The sequence below is a fragment of the Sporosarcina sp. D27 genome, assembly GCF_000586555.1.
In the GTDB taxonomy this organism is placed as follows: Bacteria; Bacillota; Bacilli; order Bacillales_A; family Planococcaceae; genus Sporosarcina.
Map to the genome: position 1 here is coordinate 283,771 of NZ_AZUC01000046.1, position 16,874 is coordinate 300,644.

A 16,874-nucleotide genomic window follows, 5' to 3' on the forward strand; every position below is an offset into this window, starting at 1 on the left:
TTACTCAATCCAAACTTTTTTCTTCAATTTAATGAAAATGAGCAAGCCTACTATTGCTGCAATCAGCGTAATAAATGGAATAAAAACTACCCAAATCGGTTGAGAAGTAATCAAAAACGGAAAGACAGAATAGACAGGTGAAAATGATTCAAATCCTAACACACCAGCTACGAAATTCATAATAAACCACCATAAAAACGGAACCGATAATGCCACAAATCTATTCTTAATAAGAATTGATAACAAATAAGCTACCGTTACATAAAGAGCACCATTGATTGCGACCCACAAGGAATAGAACACCCCGTAAAGAAATACGGACTTTTCATTCAAAAACTCGAAGGTTCCCACCGAGACAGGTTCATAATAATTTGTTTCATACTGAATCACATGAAGGAATGGATCTAAATATTCAATAAACATAAAAGGTGTAAATATCATCAAAAATGCCACAATTAATGTCACAAGGCCATTCACAAGTCCTTTTGCAAAAAGATAATCCGTAAGATTAACCCTTGGTTTAACATAGAGAAGAAAGTTGTCATTCTTCTCATTGGCATACGATCCTGAAAATAAAGGAACTAGTAATATCGGAAATAACAACGCAATAGCAGAACTGCTAAAAAGTTGTGAATGAACCTCTAGTGGTCTAAAAAATTGATACGAGCCATTTATCATCGGAATCACCACGATAAGAGGTAAAAAGATTAGTGCCATACTTAAAAGAAAAAATCGCAACGATAGTGCTTTTTTAAATTCACTTGAGATAAGATGTTTCAAATTTTCCACCCTCATTTCTTAATCGTTTATGATTAGAGTATAAATGGGCCTCCTTAAACTCAAATTTACCCAGCCTTAAATCCTCCTTAATTCTAATGGTAAACAAATAGAAAAAAGATAACATAGTATTCATGCTATCTTCAATCATGTTTATAAAGTTATTCTGATTGTCGTACCAATGTTTAATTGGCTTTTCACCGTTATTTCACCTTGATGGGCTTCTATTACCTCTTTTGCTATAGACATTCCAAGACCTGAACCTTTATGATCTTTCGTGTTCGTTCCCCTATAGTATCGGTTAAATAGTTTTTCTACATCTTCTTCACGAATTCCCCTACCGTTGTCTGTAATTTCAATGGTGATTTTCTCTTGTTTGTATAAATTAACAATCACATCTACATCTTCGTTGTTATGAATTAAAGCATTGAATAACAGATTCTCAATAGCTCTCTTCATCAAGTTCTGATCAAAATAATATTCAACGGCTTCGTCTGGTGCATTAAAAATTATTTGCCTCCCCGAATGATTCGGATCGTTTAATATGCCAACGACGATGCTTCTTAAAAATTTGGTTAGATTATTTTTTGTTTTATGCATCGTCAATACGTTATGCTTTAATTTTTCATTTAATCGAAGTTCTTCTATCATTTCCTCCATATAGATAGCCTTTTCTGACATGATGTTTGAATACCGAATAATTTCCTCTTTGGAAACATCGTAATCTGAATCAGATAGAACTTCCGAATATCCTTTAATGGTAGAGAGCGGAGTTTTTAAATCATGAGAGATATTTGAAATCCATTCTTCCCTCATTATTTCATTTTTCTGTCTTTCTTGTTCACTCAACTTTAAATTTTCAGCAAGTACATTTAGACTTCCAAAAACTCTACTATAAATACCTACTTCTTTATATTGAATCCCATATATCTTCAGGGATAGAAGTTCAACCCCCTCAATAATTTGAACAATTGGATTCGTTAGCTTTTTACCAAAAATGGAACCGGTAATGACAAATACAATGATAGATATAAATAAAACTAGCAACGTAAATTTAATTAGTAAAGCGAATAAATTGTATTCATAATCGAAAGTATGCTTACTTATTTCAGTACTGGGAAATCCAATAATGTAGCTTAGGTTGCTATTACTAGAAGGTGATGCAACGAAAATTGTATAGCCTTTTATTGTATCTGAATACATGTGTGAATGAACAATCTGTGCCGGTGAATAGTGCATAGGAGCGTCATCAGGTTTGTATAATTCAAAAACCTCATACCCATCGTTATCTAGAATTTGTATAAAAGCATTTCTATCTTTTAAGAGTTGTTGTCCTTTTTTACTGATCGAAATTTCATTACCTTTTGAGTCAATATGCAAACCGAAGGATAATGTGAAATTAGGTGAATCTGTCATCACTTTATTTTTAGAGAAGATAATAAAGTAAATGGAAGTTAATGTTAATAGCAGAATCAGCAAAGAAGATACAACAATAACTGTTAGAAAGCTAATTGTGATTTTTCTTCTCATTTTAATCCCCTTTTACAAACTTATATCCTAAACCTTTAAAAGTGATAATATACTTTGGCGAAGAAGGATTGTCCTCAATTTTCTTTCTCAAATTTCTAATATGAACCATTAACGTATTGTCATAGCCTTCATAATTACTGCCCCATATTCTTTCCAAAATTAAGTCTTTACTTAGAATTCTGTTTGAATTTTTCACTAAATACAACAATAGTTGATACTCTTTCGCTGTTAAATCTATCCGTTGTCCTGATTTCTTAACCTCTGCCTTGTCTTCATCTATTTCAAGATCAGCATAAATAAAAATCTCTTTTAACTCCTCAATTGAGTTACTACGATTTACATGTTGTATTTGTTCAAGTCTCCTAAATTGAGCCTTAATTCTATAGGCAACTTCTTTTGGACTAAAGGGTTTAGTTACATAATCATCACCACCAACCCCTAAACCTATGAGCTTATCCACGTCGTCTGATTTTGCCGAAAGAAAAATAATAGGACAAAAAGAAAATTCTCTGATCCTTCGACAAACTTCAAGACCGTCTATGTCAGGAAGCATGACATCCAACACAATGATATCGGGATTTATCTCCTTGCATAGCTTAATTCCTGCATTTCCGTTATTTGCTTTATAAATATTTCTGAGACCTTCTTTTGTTAAAACCATTTCCAAAAGGTCTAGAATATCTTGTTCGTCATCAACCAATAATATTTTCTTCTGATTTAGAACAGCATCCTTTACATTGAGCATTATTTCACCTTTTTCATTATTTCTGATTTCTTTTTAAGGGAATGATTATTTGTCTCATTCCTAATTCTAGTTTTTTACTTCATTGAAAATACTTTTTATATGATAGCCTATCATCAATCTGCACTTTTTTTTACACACCTAATACAAGAACCCAGCTATTTTCACATAATTGAGAGCTGGGATCGTAAATATGTATATTACATTTTATATGCATTACAGAATAAATAGTCTGTTTTCAATACAGCAAAATGACACGTTTGATGAGCAGTTGCTTTCCAACAACTGTCTCCTTTTTTAGTATATCTTCACAAACTTTTTTCAAGAATTATTTTCAGATCATCGCTGGTATCTGTATATGTCCCAATTATATCAAACCCATTCCTAATGTTTAAAATGAGCATATTTCGCCAATTGTTTTTTGTCTTAGTTTGAACACTCTTATAACCTTTTCCTTTTAAGTACAGATGTTGTTGATACATGAGCTTAGAAGCAATCCCCTTATTTCTGTGATTTTCATTCACGCCGCCAAGCCAGCTGTAAAAGCAGAGACAGTTGAGCTCGTAACCAATTTTATACCCTACAACTTCTCCTCTCTCTAATCCTATTGTAAATAATATTTTCGGTTTACTTTTAGCTTTGCTAACTAGTGAATGAGAGTCTTTAAAAATATCTTCATGCAACATTAAAATCTGTTCCAGCAACTCGGAATCAGGGAAACCCTCAATGTTCACAAAATCCAAATACATTCCTCCTTCCTTTAGGCTGCTAAAATCTGATCCGATTCTAGATTAGCTCCTATACGTTAATCACTCCCTAATCAGGAATAAGCATTCCCTTTTTTAGGGGAATGTGCATAACTGCCCAAATTGAGCCTTAGGGATAAATACAAAACAGCACCGCAGGAAATGCTCTCTCATACGGTGCTGTTCAAAACGAGCTGACGTGACAGCCTGTTAATTTTATTTAACCATCAAGGATATGGTTTTCATTTCATAGATTTTTTGGAGAACATGGACATGCTTCGTCTTCTCGTCGTCAACATCTGTGTGGAGATACCCCTCGACAAGCCTGTACCCGAATACGAGAAGGATTATCTCGTAGACACAATGATCCGCAATTCGGGATACATCCGCATACTCCGAAAAGCCTTTGTAATACGCAGGGATGCATCGCTGGTAGTGTTCGACCATGTTATCAATATCCGGTTCATCTGCGATCAGGCTTGCAAGATCCTCGCCTAGGTAACCCCATCCGCTGGTATCCCAATCGATAAGCGCGAAATTTCCGTCGGCATAGATAAGATTGGTTATCCAGAAGTCCCGGTGACATAGCACAAGGGGCAATTTTTCAATGCGGGCGAATATCTCGTCTGCTTGCTCATCGATGTCGATGAGCATTTGCCGCACGTGCATGGGCAATTCGCAGCCTTCCGAACGTATATAATCGTAGACGACCGGCCATGACCGGTAATGCAAATACGTTTTCTTCATGAGATTTGGATTACTCAAATTGGTCAGGCTCTGCAGCACGGCGGGTTGTTCCGCATACAGTCTGCCCTGAAACCGCCCTAACTCCAGCGCAGCCTCTTCATACATGTCACCTGTCAAGTCTAAACCGGTTACACCATCGATATATTCCAGCCACAGATGGTATTCATTAACTTCCGGATTGAACTCGGCGTGATAACATATTGGCCAACGAAGGGCTTGCGAGAAAGTCGCTCCCAAGTCAGACGTATAGAGATCAAATTCTCGACGCCATGAACCTGGATCGCCGTAACGGTCCCATTTGTTTTGGATTTTGAGAACTAAACGGTAAGGTAATTTTTCACCATCCTCGGTTTTGGCGAACCCCTTTACCAGGTAAACATCTCCCACAGTTCCGCCCTGTAACGGCATAGTTTGGTAGTCAGTAGAGATGATTTGCGTCTTGAATCGTTGGTTTAAAACATAAATCAGTTTCTCAAGTTTAATAGTCATTTATTCCTTCATTTTCTTCTTTGTCGATGTGGTAGTGGATACTAACCTTGATATAATCGTTATCTTGCTGCGGACCATAGACACATCCGCTTAACCCGATTTTCTAATGCTGAATATTTTTGAACAAATTCCCATTTATGATTTTATATAATTTTAACAGATAAGCGTTACCAATAATATAGTTTTTGGTGAATTATTAGTAAATTAAATTTTTCTTTAAATTTCATAAGTAAATTTCTTCACTATAAATATTGTCTTCTTTGAAGAGAGTGTTCAATTATATGACCCTATTGAAACACATAACTAATGCCAGAATTGCCACCGATTACTGAATTATATAGTCTTGGACTTTTTTTCTGAATTCAAAAAAACACTGCTAATGTCAGCAGGATTAGTGGAGTAAGACCTACGTATTTCAAAGCAATATTTATCCCTAAAAATAGTATGAAATAGGTAAAAAAGTAATCGCGCTGATTAACAAATAAAACCAAGAACGCCGTGAAGTCCCGAATACCATTGTCATAATTGATACCAAAAATGAAGCGTACTTGAGTAAAAGCATGCTAAATCCTCCCTCGTATTGTTCTTCAAAATGGATCTATTACTGAAAAAGGCACAACTCTTCTTCACGAATTATGACACCCATTTGTACAAAGAGTTATTAATTCGAAAATGTTTCCCCTTTTTTCAAGTTCAAAGTATGATTGTTAATCGTGACGATATGGTTGTTTGTCCATTTCACATCAACTCTGTCCATAGGGTCTTGGTAATAAATCCTTTTTATAAACCAAAGGGGACCATTTACAACTCCCGATACACTAATCGAGGTAGCTGCTCCACCGTTTAATGTGTAAAAGTCGATGATGATTTGAGAGTCAGGTGATTGTGCTGTTTCAAGGGGTTCTCTCGCAATTGTATTTACGGCTACCCCTAACAGAAAGATTGCCGAAAGAGGGAATACAATCAGCACTGTCAGCCAACTTCTCCATCTCGCCCACCTACTACTTTTGTCTTTAAATCCAATAATAGCCGTAACGAAAGTAATAACGGTTAGTAACCATAAAGTCAAAGCAGGTGGTGCCACTTGCCAAGTTCCATTAAATGACGCATATAAAGCTTGTAATGCAAGCAATAACACAAAGAAACATAAAATGAATGACCATAAATTATATTTCCTTTCCAACAAATCACATCCCGATTCGGATTTTGGGTGTTTCAAAAAATCTTCAACTAAAAATGTTGTATCACTGAAAAAGGTACAATTTTTCAAGAATCGCCCCCATTGTGAAAGTATTGCCCATTCAAGATATCAAAGCATTTATTTAAATCGCGAATCAATTGTAATATTAAAGCTTAGATACTAGTTAAAACTAAGATGTTGAAAACTCAATCCACTTTACTTATGTACTCAATCTTTTCAAGTATTTTTCGGGTGGTATAATTTAAATTAGGTAAAGAATCTAAGGCGAAGTAAGTTAATTCTAAACTTTCATCATCCTTTTTCAATTCTCCCATAACATTTTCAGCTTTGAATATAACTGTAGCATTAAATATCTCGTCACCATGAGGAAATTTATAATAAAACTCTCTACCAGAAGCCAACCCTAATACTTCCAAACACTCTGTAACAAGACCTGTTTCTTCATATAGTTCTTTTATAGCTGTCTCTTCAAAACTATCTCCTAACTCCATCCCACCTCCAGGTATTCCCCAATCTAAGGTGTCGGATCGTAATTGTAACAATATTTTATCCTCTTCATCCATGACAATTATTGCTGAACCAGGGGCAATAATCGGTTTTGTTCCAACAATAGTTCTGAGTGATTGAATGTAATTCATCAATTTCTCCTTTCTAGCCATTATGTAACTCGGACGCATTTCCTGTTCTAGAATAGCCCCCGTTAGCGGGAGATCAAGCCGACTTAGCAGTGTTTAATTTAGTGAAAATAATTCTTCCTAAACCCATACTCATGGTCATGATAGTTACGGCGAAAATTAGTCCTGTTCTCCAGCTTTCAGTGGCATTAATAATCATATAAAATATTACACCTACAATTAGCATCCCTAATAAAAATAAAGGCACTCTTAACTTAGGATTGTATTGTTGGACTAAGACCATATCACTTGAAAGGAAAATGTTACTAATAATTAAATAAGTAGCAGCCTCCACTAAGTGAAATAAAGCAAAAGAAAACAAGAAGAAAAACCCTAAACCGTTTGGGAAACCCAACCATAATAGCAGAATAAAAATTGGAAGGCCAAAGACTATATTTGTTGTTATTCCAGAAATTCCTACGTGAAAAATTTGTTTTAAATTTAACTTTTCTACTTTTTCTTGATGAACTGGGTTCGGTGTTGAAAAAAACAAATACGGTGGTACATAAACATCAAAAGGATTATCTTTGCAGTTATATTTTGCAAACATAACTGCATGACCGACCTCATGTAACCAAATTGCTAAATATAATGCTATATAACCAAATACAAAGTATAGCAAAAACACTTTCATCCCCCCCAAAAATGTACCTCGTACTTCTCACAAAATGCCCTATTCATGAACAACCTTTTACGGATAACACCCCCGTTTGAAGACTACAAAAACAATATTCTTGAAAATAGGAATAGGTAGTATATAACCGGAACAAGCGTTATTACAATCCCTACAATCCTCATACGCTTCTTAAATTGTAATGAAAAGCCTATAACCCATAAAACAAATAGCAACATAAAGTACCATCTGTAAGTTGGTGTCTCAGTCTCCGCAATTCCTGGACCACTCATCCACAGCGATAATAATAATACAAATACCCCTGAAATAGCATTCCATAAATGCCTTCCTATTGTTTTCCCCATTTCCCCACTCCTTGCTTTGTTTACTATCATCTTAATCACCCAACTGACCCTATTACTTAAATGGATGCGATTCTTCTTCAAGAAATGCCCCCGATTCCGGAACAAACAAATTAAAATTTCAAACTCAATTTACGCTTGCAGTTGATTTAAAATCAGTTTCAACACATCGTCTTGTGACATATCATTGGTCAATATCATTTCTCCATCCACATTAAGATAATCATTTGAATTCCACCAGGCACGTAAAGAATCCTCTCCGAATTCCATCTTTTTTCCTCTAGAGTTATGACGTGCGACTGTTTCCTCAAAAGATAAATCAAAGTAATATGTATATGCCTTATGGTCATAGAACTGGATCAAGTAATTCATCATTTCGCCATAACGTTTTTTATATAAAATCCCTTCAACGATAATAAATTCACATTTGTCTTTACCGTATGCCGCGATTTGACGAATCAAATCAATTGAAAGATTCCCTTCTCTGTCTTGAACTCTCAACATTTCACGCCGAACAACATCTTGAGAAACCAATAATGTTCCACGCCCCAAATAATTTTGAAGCCTTTTCGCAGTCGTTGTTTTTCCACTCCCAGAGTTTCCTCGTATGATAATTAGCTTAGATTCCATAGTTCCCCCCACATTCAAAACTTATGAAAGTTAATATTTAATATTTATTATGCAATAAAATGGTCCGATTGCTGAAAAGGGACAGATTCTTTATCCTAGAATCGCCCCTGTTAACTGAAGATAACTTCAACTTAATTTTGGTTCATACTTTTAGCCATTTTCTCAAACAAATCTGCTGGTATGGTAATATGCGTTGTTTCGCTATGGCTCGATTAAAATGCATCACTTTGCGACCCATTTATAGGGCAGATTTTGTCAACAACTGCTCCCATTACTTCAATAACTTTATTTATGAGAAAAATTTATATAGAATCGATTCTCCGTTTTTCAGTCTCTATATAGTCATAAACAGTCACTATTTCTTTGTCATAGTCGCTTTCAATTTCAAAATACTTAAAACCTGTTTGTAAGCATTGTGCTTTAAATTCCTTATGTTCTTTATTCAGATCTTTTATCGTTCTTTCTTCTGGATAATTACGGAGTTCAACAGCGTTCCTGTATTTTACAATTCTTTCAAAGTTTTTTTGAATATAATTCGTCGAAAAACCTAGAAACACTGAAATAATTTTCTTTGAATAATTGATGTCAATTTCCTTTAGATAATGAGGTGAAATATAGCTTCCTTCAATAATTATATGTTGTTCATTCTCGACATTTGCCATAATAATCCCTTTTAATATTGGCCACAAATTATCTCCAATGACTTCAGTATTATCTAGCGGTGTGAATCCACAATTCTTATATCCCCTATAGATGCCCATCTTTAAATGATCTATTGAGAGATAAGGAATATGGTACCTTTCTAACAATTTTTGAGCCATCAAGGTTTTACCAGTACTACTTACAGCACTTATTAAAATAATCATATATTGCTCCAATCTGAAACAATCGAAATAATTTAACAATCGATTACTGCACTAAAGTGGTCGTAATGTTGCTTTGCCGATATACAAGAATTGCCCTATTTGCTTCACATTAAAGTAATAAGTTTTGGCTTTCCCATTCCTTAAAGGTAATAAATGCACAATACTCTAAGCCTATCCACAATCCCTGTAAAATTATTACATTTTCTTCAAATAAGCGGTTCACGTCATGGAATTACATTCCATGTGTGACCATTAGTTGACCAAGCCAGATAAGTTTTATAAAGTTCTAAATATGGCTAATTAAGTTTTCAATGCTATCTATAATTGTAATTCGAGGGTCATGACAATCATTGCCACAAGCGATACCAAAACCTCTCATTTCCATATTAATTGCTAGTTCAATATCAACAGTTGAATCTCCAATCACGAAAGATTCTGATAAACTAATGTTAGGATAGTCTTTTAGAGATTGTCGTATCATTCCAGTTCCCGGTTTAATACAGCAACAGCCTTCTGCTTTTGCATGAGGACAAAAATAAATGTCATGAATTTCAATATCATTCCATTTAAGCTCCATAAGCATTTGATCAGTGATATCAAGATATTGTTCCAATGTAATATAACCTTCATTTATAACATACTGATTGGTTACAATAATAATTTTATAACCTTTATTTATTACTTCTTTTAGTGTCTGAATTGCTCCATCCATAAATTCTGGACGCTTAACTTCCGTCCACTCATGGTCAGGATAATCATTAATGATTGTTCCATCTCTATCAAAAAATGCAACCTTCATAATATACACCCCACAGCATTTTCATTTATTTAAAGACAAAAGATCATCCAGGCGCTTGTTTTAAATTGACCAGATTGTAACCCAAATCATACTAAATAAACGCCCCTATTCTGTAACAATAGCTTTTCGTAAGTTAGTAATATAGTTAGGATTGGCGGACCATTTATTCATTAATTCCATTTGTTTCTTTTTTAAATCGTCATAAGGTTCTTCGATAGATTCAATTTCACTGAACTTCATATCAAAGATTTCCGCATCTTTAAATTTTTTAAAACTCCCAAATCCCATGTCGTCATTTAATAACCACACAACTTTTGTTATTTTCGCAAAAAGGATTCCACCAGTGCACATTGGACATGGTTCTAGTGTAGTGTACATTGTAAATTTTTCACGGTTAACTTTAGCCTTAAATATAGATTTTCCAGCATTACGGATAGCAACAATTTCAGCGTGGGCAGTAGCATCTTGGTGAGAGTGTACTTTATTACGCCCGCTTGCAATTATGTTTTTATCTTCGTCAACTATAATTGCCCCAACTGGGTATGTATTCTCATACAATGATTTTTCTGCTTCTTCTAGAGCCAACTTTAAAAAATACCTATCTATATTTTTGTCCATATTCTACCACCTGAATTTTTTTTAGTTTTTTATCTGTAAAATCATTAGTTCACTGAAGTTCCTGTTCACTATTATAAGAAGAATCATCAACCAAATCAGGCTCATTTCAGGTACGTGCAAGTTGCGCAACTTACCTCGAATCTGTAATTACGTTAAACCCGTTGATTTGCTGTCCAGTAGGACGATTTACGGTGGGCGTCTACTCCAATGATCTAAGGTGTTCTACTTTAACAATCAAATGCCGCCAGTTGCAGAACAGTTTTTTAGAGCCCCTTAATAACTTAGTATTTCTCATCTAACCATTGTTTTAGGTTGTCAAGCATTTCTTCTGTAAAAGAGTGGTTAACATTTTCATATACATTAAAGACCACATCACATGACATTCCAGAACCTTTCAAAAACTTAAAATAGTCCTTCTGTCCATCAATTGATATAACTCTATCCAATTCACCATGCATTAATAATATAGAAGAGTTACTTATATTTTTCCCTATTGGATTATAAATATTTATTTTTTCTATTTCTTCATCGGACAATTCTGGACGTTGATCATTTGCCCTAAAAATTTTTTCGGATAAAAGAAACGAACCAGAACCATTAATATTTATTAGTCCAGCAAAATTATTACCTTTAGCATATATTCCATTTGCGATAAACCCACCCATAGAAATACCCATAAGAATCACATCTTTTTCTGAAACACCTAATTCTTGAAATAATAATGTAGCATCATCAATACTTCTGAAAATGGTCTTCCAGAAGTATTCTTGAGTAACTTCTTTCAGAAAATGATTTTCTAATTTATGTCTACTATCATGAAAGATGATTTCAGGAACAATGACTTTAAAACCGATTGAAGAAAAATACTGAGCAAGTTCATCATAATTATTAACACTTGAACCCCATCCATGAAAGACAATAATCGTTTTGTCTCTACTTGATTGTCCCTGATTATATACATAATTCACAAAATTCTTAGATACAATTTTCTTCATCTTTCTATCCTTCCACATTCATACATATTTTTAGTTCTTTCATTTTCAAAGTTAATTTAAGATATATAAATTAAATACTATTTCAACTAAAGCCACCGTTAGTTTAATAAGCACTATATGAATTAGATAGATTTTTATTTTCCAATTAAACTTCCTGATTGCAATACTCATCATAAATTAACTTCATAGCATCAATAATTATTTCATCTGCTAATTTCTCTTTATATCGATTTGGTAACTCCTTTGCACCCAAAACAAATAATAATGGATTTTTAGAAAACTCACCCATTATCCCAATATAAACTACTACATTATCTAATCCACCAGTCATATGATTTAAGAAATGGCTTGGTATACCTTCTATATCACCTCGTTGCCTAACTAAGCCATTAATAACTGGAATCCATAAATCAGGATTAGTTTTGTATCCTTGATATATTAATTGTAAGAGTTCTAATATCTCACTCAATTCTCCGTGGTTATCCACGTCCCTTGGATTCTGAGTAATATTTATATTTTTAAAATATGATTTTATTTTATTGTTAATCATTTCCCATCCACCACAAAATTGAACAATTCTATCTGCAACAAAACTATCGTGACAGGCTATCATCACTTCCACCGCATCTTGGAGTGCCAAGTTGTCTCTACTTTGAAAGTGAGGATACACCTCTTTACTATCCTCTTCTGGATTTAAAATTATATCTTCAACAATGTCAGTCCATTTATAGTGTCTTTCTTCAACCAGTTTTGTTATACCAAATGCAATTGCAACTTTTGCCGCGGAAGCCAGAGGCACTAATAAACCCTTATTTAATGATGAAAGTATATCCTGTTTTACATTAGAATAAATAATAATTCCAACTTCTCCTGACTCTAATTCCTTTAGTTTTTCAAGAACTTTCTCCATTTCCGAACCCCACTTTACATTATTTCTATTTACTTATTCTCTCTGTAAACTTGTCTTTGTTCAACTAAAACTGGCTCGATTGGTGAAGGGACGCTTTATATTAAAAACTCGCCGTTGCTTGGAGTGGAAGACGGCCGACTCCGTAGGGATCAGAGTGCGCCTTGAGACCCCGCAGGGAGCGTTTTTTTGCGACCGAGGAGGCTCAGGCCACGCCCTTGGAAAGCGTGCCGTCTGGAGCGGAAAGCAACAGTTTGTATACTTCATAATGTCCCTTTAACGGTATAATCCCTATTCCAGAATCCCCCCGATTGGTGAAGAAACCCTATTTTTGTAAAGACATTAATGATGAAATATCTAACTCTTCGCTTTGTATTACAATTGCCGTTAAGCCAGTATCGGTTTTGGTTTCGTGCCATTCATCCTTCTCCCAAAAAATCGCTTCACCACTTTGCACTCTCACAAATTCATTTGATTCTCCTCTAACAAAACCTTCTCCATTTACAATTAAAAGAAGCTGCGGTACTACAGCTTGATGGAAACCAATTACTCCGTTCTTATCTAAGTGCATACATCCGATATTTGCTTTCTGAGTAAGGGCAATACGTGTCAATATAAAATCCGAACTGAATTGTGTAACCTTTTTGCCTGTTTCTTTTTTATATTGATAAATTTCCATAGAATCACCCCGACTGTTCAATAATATTTCTTCGTGCTTGAATAGCATACTTTTTCATTATTAAACTTTTAATATCCCTAGAAAAAAACAAGACATTCTAAACATAACGGCTGGTTTCAGGCAACGATGATTCTTCTACAACTGTACCCGATAATAGAAATAGATTTTTGAAAGGATTACTCATTTTCTATAAACTCTCTCTCTATCTCTACAACTTCTTTATTCTGATCCAAGGATAAGAAATCGTCAGCCTATTTGAATTCACAAATATATTACTTTTCTGCTATAAATGCATACCTGTCTTCCACCGGCCAATGGTCAGATCCGATCGATTTTGACCTTTTGTTTACGTGATCCAAAAGAAGAGCATGATAACGATGTAGAACAAGACGGTAAAGAATATGTCCCCTAGGTTCCATATGCTGTTTATAGCTTCCGGTTACATTACCTCTTGCTGCTGTTAGTGTTGCTTCAACCCTTGAACTGCTTCAATTCGTCAGTCCACAGTGAACGATTCTTCCTGTCCATCCCACCTGATGGTAATAAGAATCTTGTCATCTTTCTCGATAGTGGTCTCACCGGTTTCTTGCCCTTTTAGCGAAAATGTCTTATCTTCGGGAAATTCAGGAAAACGCAACTCTGTGCTCGCGCCTATTAAATCTGTTGCATAGCCATATTCCAAAATGTTCACACCTTCCAATTCCTTAGCCTTCCCTTTGAATATCACCCTCAACTCATAGTCCTTATAGGAAAGGGACTCTGTACTTCTCTTTTTGAAAGGTTGAGTCATCACGAACGTCCCCTGCCAATAATCACTTTCCCCCTTCAGGTTAACAACACTCTGATCGTTGCAAGCACTGAGGACTCCAATCAAAACGAACAGCAAAGTGATGCATGATATCCATCTTTTCACAAAGTCATCCCTGTGTTTTCAGTATGGTTAGGACCTGCAAATCCCTCAAGTTCAGAACAAGTGTCTACTATTACTTAGACTGATGTTTTTTTAACATCTTTTGTAAGTAAGCAACTGAATTTCCTTTTGGGATGCTAAGGGTTTCCCAGCTTTCATCTTTTAATTGCTTGCCAATGTAAACAATCTGACCAACGTGATAAGAATAATGAGCCATCTGCCTTTCGATCGCTTCTAGCACAGTGTGCTGCTCACCACGAATTGTTATATTTTTTAATAAGTCTTGGTTTTTTAACCCATTCATTGTACCAAGAAGTGTAATCCAGCCTTTTTCCCAAACAGTTACCATCTCTTGTCTTGAGGAAATGTCATCTTCAAATTCCTGATCACGTTTTCTAGAAGGCTTTTCTCCATCCGTTGTTAAAAAGTCTGTCCATCTGGAAATCATATTTCCACTTAAATGTTTTACAATAATTGCAATGCTATTTGAAGACTCATTTAAACTCCAGTGTATATCTTCCTCTGATAATTGACTTATTGTTTTATCGCCTAAATCTTTAACACTTTCAAATCTTTCTTTCACAATCTTCAAGTACTCATTTCCAAAATCCATAAAAGCACTCCCTTCCGCCCTGCATTCCGGCCCCTTTTCTTGAATAACGTATTTGCAGTATTAAGACTTTTCATATGGGTTTTCAAGGATAAAGTTTTTAGCCATCAAATAGGCTGTCACCGTGAATAACTGCGTTTTAATTTTGTTTGATAGTATTTGATTTTCAAAATTATCGAAGTCACATAACCTAACTGTTAGTTCTTCGGTATCATCCACATCTTGCCCATACGCTTTATAGGCGCCAAGAATTAGATAGGTCTTCACTTTATTGTTCTGTATTGCTGGATTCACCATAAATTCACCTAAGAAAATAGGTTTTCTAAAAGAAGTGTAACCTGTTTCTTCTTTCACCTCTCTTATTAAGCCTTCCTCATGCGTTTCATAACTTTATTTTTTCCCAGCAGGTACTTCTAAGAAGAAATCTTCGCCTGCATGGCAATATTGTTCAACCAGTACAATTTGGTTTTCTTTAGTAATTACAATTGCATTTACCCAATCAGAATACTCATTCACATAATAATTATTAATCACTATACCGTTTGGAAGTCCACAACTATCTATTCTAATATTTCCGGATGGACTTTCATGTATATACTCAGATTTCAATGTTTTCCACTTATTCACAGTTCCCCTCAAAAACTCATTTCATTTTTCAATATGTATCATTCTTAATTTGTATAGAAAAAACCTCTTTAGACAATTCTATCCAAAGAGGTTAATTTAAGCAATTGTTGTGTAACAAAAAAGTTCTTTACTGAACGCACCTCAAAAACCAATGAATACGTCGATATATATATTTATTAATAAGATGAAAAGTTCTTTACTTATTTTAACAATTGTCATAATTCAGAGGTTTTCACGACATAAAATTTCTTTACTGCATTTCCATTTATCGCTACTTCGGGTCTCTACTTCGATTTAACCAATTCCAATTAGTTCAATCGAATAATTTCTTTTTAACTTCTTCTGCTGGCAATCTGCCCCGTTAGTTTAAGTGCAATCATTCACAAACTACAATTCATTCAACAAATAAAAAGTGCCTCTATAAAAGTCTTCTCTCTGTACAGAATCGCTTTTTAATCTTTACTCCCCATACTCTTTAAAGTAACTTGTTACAATTTTAAAGAACTCTTGTGCGATCGGTGTTAGGTTTTCCGAAGACTTCATGATCAAACCAATATTTCGGACTAGCTGCGGGTACAAAGGCAATATACGAATCTTCTCTGTATTTTCAGGAATTGCAAGGTTTGGCATAATAGTAACACCTAGTTTTCCCTTTACCATAGAGATTACCGTTTCATTATCTTTACTATTATAAGAAACATGTAAGGGAAGATGCGCTTTACGAAATTCATCTTCTATAAGCGCTTCACATCCAGAGCGTAACATGATAAAAGATTCCTCAACGAAATTTTCCATCGTGACAACATTCTTTTCTACAAAAGGATGCTCATCATATATGACTGCAGACAAAGGGTCTTCCAATAGATGTATACATTCTACACCTTTAACTGGTAATGCTGTAAAGCCAAGGTCCACAGTTCCCTCTTCAACCCACTTTACAATATCTTCATACCCACCTTCATATAATACGATTTCGATATTCGGAAAGCGTTCTTTACATATAGAAAACAAAGCAGGTATAAATGAGGCTGTAAAACTAGGAAAACTCCCGATAGAAATCTTTCCTAATTCCAGTCCTTTTATGGAGGCAACTTTCTGCTCCATATGAGCCATATGAGCTACAATACTTCGTATATGTGGAATGATATACTCACCTGCAGTTGTCAGTGATGTACCGCCCCTTCCACGTTTTAATAGTGTCACACCAAGTTCCGATTCAAGCGTAGTAATGTTGTGGCTCACACCTGATTGGGTCAACCCAATTTCCTGACCAGCCTTTGTAAAATTCCCGCTCTCCACTACTTTCAGTAGCACTTCAAGTTGGAAGAAATTCAAATCGCTTCACATCCTTT

The 16,874-nt window shown here is 34.9% G+C and carries 19 protein-coding genes and 1 pseudogene; all 20 read right to left on the reverse strand.

Features of this window, described 5'->3' with window-relative positions; translation table 11 throughout:
* The 20 genes and pseudogenes from N693_RS0109730 to N693_RS0109825 all read right to left on the reverse strand — a co-directional run bounded on the left by N693_RS0109730 (nt 1) and on the right by N693_RS0109825 (nt 16,857).
* Complete coding sequence (locus N693_RS0109730; RefSeq protein ID WP_025784595.1) at nt 1–780, reverse strand: hypothetical protein; 780 nt, start codon at nt 778–780, stop codon at nt 1–3.
* Nucleotides 781–930: 150 nt separating this feature from the next.
* Entirely contained in the window at nt 931–2,307 is a 1,377-nt protein-coding gene (locus N693_RS0109735; RefSeq protein ID WP_025784596.1) for a sensor histidine kinase KdpD, read from the reverse strand.
* A 1-nt stretch (nt 2,308) separates the two neighbouring features.
* Nucleotides 2,309–3,055, reverse strand: coding sequence for a response regulator transcription factor (locus N693_RS0109740; RefSeq protein WP_371257557.1), 747 nt, complete (start codon nt 3,053–3,055; stop codon nt 2,309–2,311).
* 302 nt (nt 3,056–3,357) lie between these two features.
* A complete protein-coding gene (locus N693_RS0109745) occupies nt 3,358–3,798 on the reverse strand; it encodes a GNAT family N-acetyltransferase (protein WP_025784598.1) in 441 nt (146 codons plus the stop codon).
* A gap of 213 nt (nt 3,799–4,011) precedes the next feature.
* Nucleotides 4,012–5,031 (reverse strand): phosphotransferase family protein, encoded by a 1,020-nt coding sequence (locus N693_RS0109750; protein ID WP_025784599.1) that lies wholly within the window; start codon nt 5,029–5,031, stop codon nt 4,012–4,014.
* Between the two features lie 661 nt (nt 5,032–5,692).
* On the reverse strand, nt 5,693–6,301 hold the full coding sequence (locus N693_RS20600) for a DUF5412 family protein (protein WP_253271174.1): 609 nt from the start codon (nt 6,299–6,301) through the stop codon (nt 5,693–5,695).
* Nucleotides 6,302–6,417: 116 nt separating this feature from the next.
* Nucleotides 6,418–6,870 (reverse strand): NUDIX hydrolase, encoded by a 453-nt coding sequence (locus N693_RS0109760; RefSeq protein WP_025784601.1) that lies wholly within the window; start codon nt 6,868–6,870, stop codon nt 6,418–6,420.
* A gap of 73 nt (nt 6,871–6,943) precedes the next feature.
* Nucleotides 6,944–7,549, reverse strand: coding sequence for a hypothetical protein (locus N693_RS0109765; protein WP_156028902.1), 606 nt, complete (start codon nt 7,547–7,549; stop codon nt 6,944–6,946).
* 464 nt (nt 7,550–8,013) lie between these two features.
* Nucleotides 8,014–8,511, reverse strand: a complete 498-nt coding sequence (locus N693_RS0109775) for a kinase (protein ID WP_025784604.1) — start codon at nt 8,509–8,511, stop codon at nt 8,014–8,016.
* A gap of 302 nt (nt 8,512–8,813) precedes the next feature.
* Entirely contained in the window at nt 8,814–9,377 is a 564-nt protein-coding gene (locus tag N693_RS0109780; RefSeq protein WP_025784605.1) for a hypothetical protein, read from the reverse strand.
* A gap of 286 nt (nt 9,378–9,663) precedes the next feature.
* Entirely contained in the window at nt 9,664–10,176 is a 513-nt protein-coding gene (locus tag N693_RS0109785) for an HAD-IIIA family hydrolase (protein ID WP_025784606.1), read from the reverse strand.
* A gap of 105 nt (nt 10,177–10,281) precedes the next feature.
* A complete protein-coding gene (locus tag N693_RS0109790) occupies nt 10,282–10,794 on the reverse strand; it encodes a nucleoside deaminase (RefSeq protein ID WP_025784607.1) in 513 nt (170 codons plus the stop codon).
* 281 nt (nt 10,795–11,075) lie between these two features.
* Entirely contained in the window at nt 11,076–11,789 is a 714-nt protein-coding gene (locus N693_RS0109795; protein WP_025784608.1) for an alpha/beta hydrolase, read from the reverse strand.
* A gap of 145 nt (nt 11,790–11,934) precedes the next feature.
* Nucleotides 11,935–12,699, reverse strand: a complete 765-nt coding sequence (locus N693_RS0109800; protein ID WP_025784609.1) for a serine hydrolase — start codon at nt 12,697–12,699, stop codon at nt 11,935–11,937.
* Nucleotides 12,700–13,021: 322 nt separating this feature from the next.
* A complete protein-coding gene (locus tag N693_RS0109805; protein WP_025784610.1) occupies nt 13,022–13,375 on the reverse strand; it encodes a hypothetical protein in 354 nt (117 codons plus the stop codon).
* Between the two features lie 496 nt (nt 13,376–13,871).
* On the reverse strand, nt 13,872–14,165 hold the full coding sequence (locus N693_RS0109810) for a hypothetical protein (protein WP_025784611.1): 294 nt from the start codon (nt 14,163–14,165) through the stop codon (nt 13,872–13,874).
* A gap of 193 nt (nt 14,166–14,358) precedes the next feature.
* Nucleotides 14,359–14,898: a DUF1572 domain-containing protein gene (locus N693_RS0109815; RefSeq protein WP_025784612.1), complete on the reverse strand. Its 540-nt coding sequence runs from the start codon at nt 14,896–14,898 to the stop codon at nt 14,359–14,361.
* A gap of 60 nt (nt 14,899–14,958) precedes the next feature.
* Nucleotides 14,959–15,267: pseudogene (locus N693_RS20605) on the reverse strand (NUDIX hydrolase); the annotation flags it as partial.
* An 18-nt stretch (nt 15,268–15,285) separates the two neighbouring features.
* Nucleotides 15,286–15,522 carry a hypothetical protein gene (locus N693_RS20610; RefSeq protein ID WP_253271176.1) on the reverse strand — a complete coding sequence of 79 codons (237 nt, stop codon included), beginning with the start codon at nt 15,520–15,522 and terminating at the stop codon, nt 15,286–15,288.
* 459 nt (nt 15,523–15,981) lie between these two features.
* Nucleotides 15,982–16,857 carry a LysR family transcriptional regulator gene (locus N693_RS0109825; RefSeq protein WP_025784613.1) on the reverse strand — a complete coding sequence of 292 codons (876 nt, stop codon included), beginning with the start codon at nt 16,855–16,857 and terminating at the stop codon, nt 15,982–15,984.
* Between the last annotated feature and the right edge of the window lie 17 nt (nt 16,858–16,874).

Coding starts and splice junctions, on each gene's coding strand:
- N693_RS0109735 (WP_025784596.1), bottom strand. CDS start 2,307: ATGAGAAGAAAAATCACAATTAGCTTTCTAACAGTTATTGTTGTATCT.
- N693_RS0109785 (WP_025784606.1), bottom strand. CDS start 10,176: ATGAAGGTTGCATTTTTTGATAGAGATGGAACAATCATTAATGATTAT.
- N693_RS0109800 (WP_025784609.1), bottom strand. CDS start 12,699: ATGGAGAAAGTTCTTGAAAAACTAAAGGAATTAGAGTCAGGAGAAGTT.
- N693_RS0109805 (WP_025784610.1), bottom strand. CDS start 13,375: ATGGAAATTTATCAATATAAAAAAGAAACAGGCAAAAAGGTTACACAA.
- N693_RS0109815 (WP_025784612.1), bottom strand. CDS start 14,898: ATGGATTTTGGAAATGAGTACTTGAAGATTGTGAAAGAAAGATTTGAA.
- N693_RS0109780 (WP_025784605.1), bottom strand. CDS start 9,377: ATGATTATTTTAATAAGTGCTGTAAGTAGTACTGGTAAAACCTTGATG.
- N693_RS0109810 (WP_025784611.1), bottom strand. CDS start 14,165: ATGACTCAACCTTTCAAAAAGAGAAGTACAGAGTCCCTTTCCTATAAG.
- N693_RS0109760 (WP_025784601.1), bottom strand. CDS start 6,870: ATGAATTACATTCAATCACTCAGAACTATTGTTGGAACAAAACCGATT.
- N693_RS0109745 (WP_025784598.1), bottom strand. CDS start 3,798: ATGTATTTGGATTTTGTGAACATTGAGGGTTTCCCTGATTCCGAGTTG.
- N693_RS0109795 (WP_025784608.1), bottom strand. CDS start 11,789: ATGAAGAAAATTGTATCTAAGAATTTTGTGAATTATGTATATAATCAG.
- N693_RS0109750 (WP_025784599.1), bottom strand. CDS start 5,031: ATGACTATTAAACTTGAGAAACTGATTTATGTTTTAAACCAACGATTC.
- N693_RS0109775 (WP_025784604.1), bottom strand. CDS start 8,511: ATGGAATCTAAGCTAATTATCATACGAGGAAACTCTGGGAGTGGAAAA.
- N693_RS0109790 (WP_025784607.1), bottom strand. CDS start 10,794: ATGGACAAAAATATAGATAGGTATTTTTTAAAGTTGGCTCTAGAAGAA.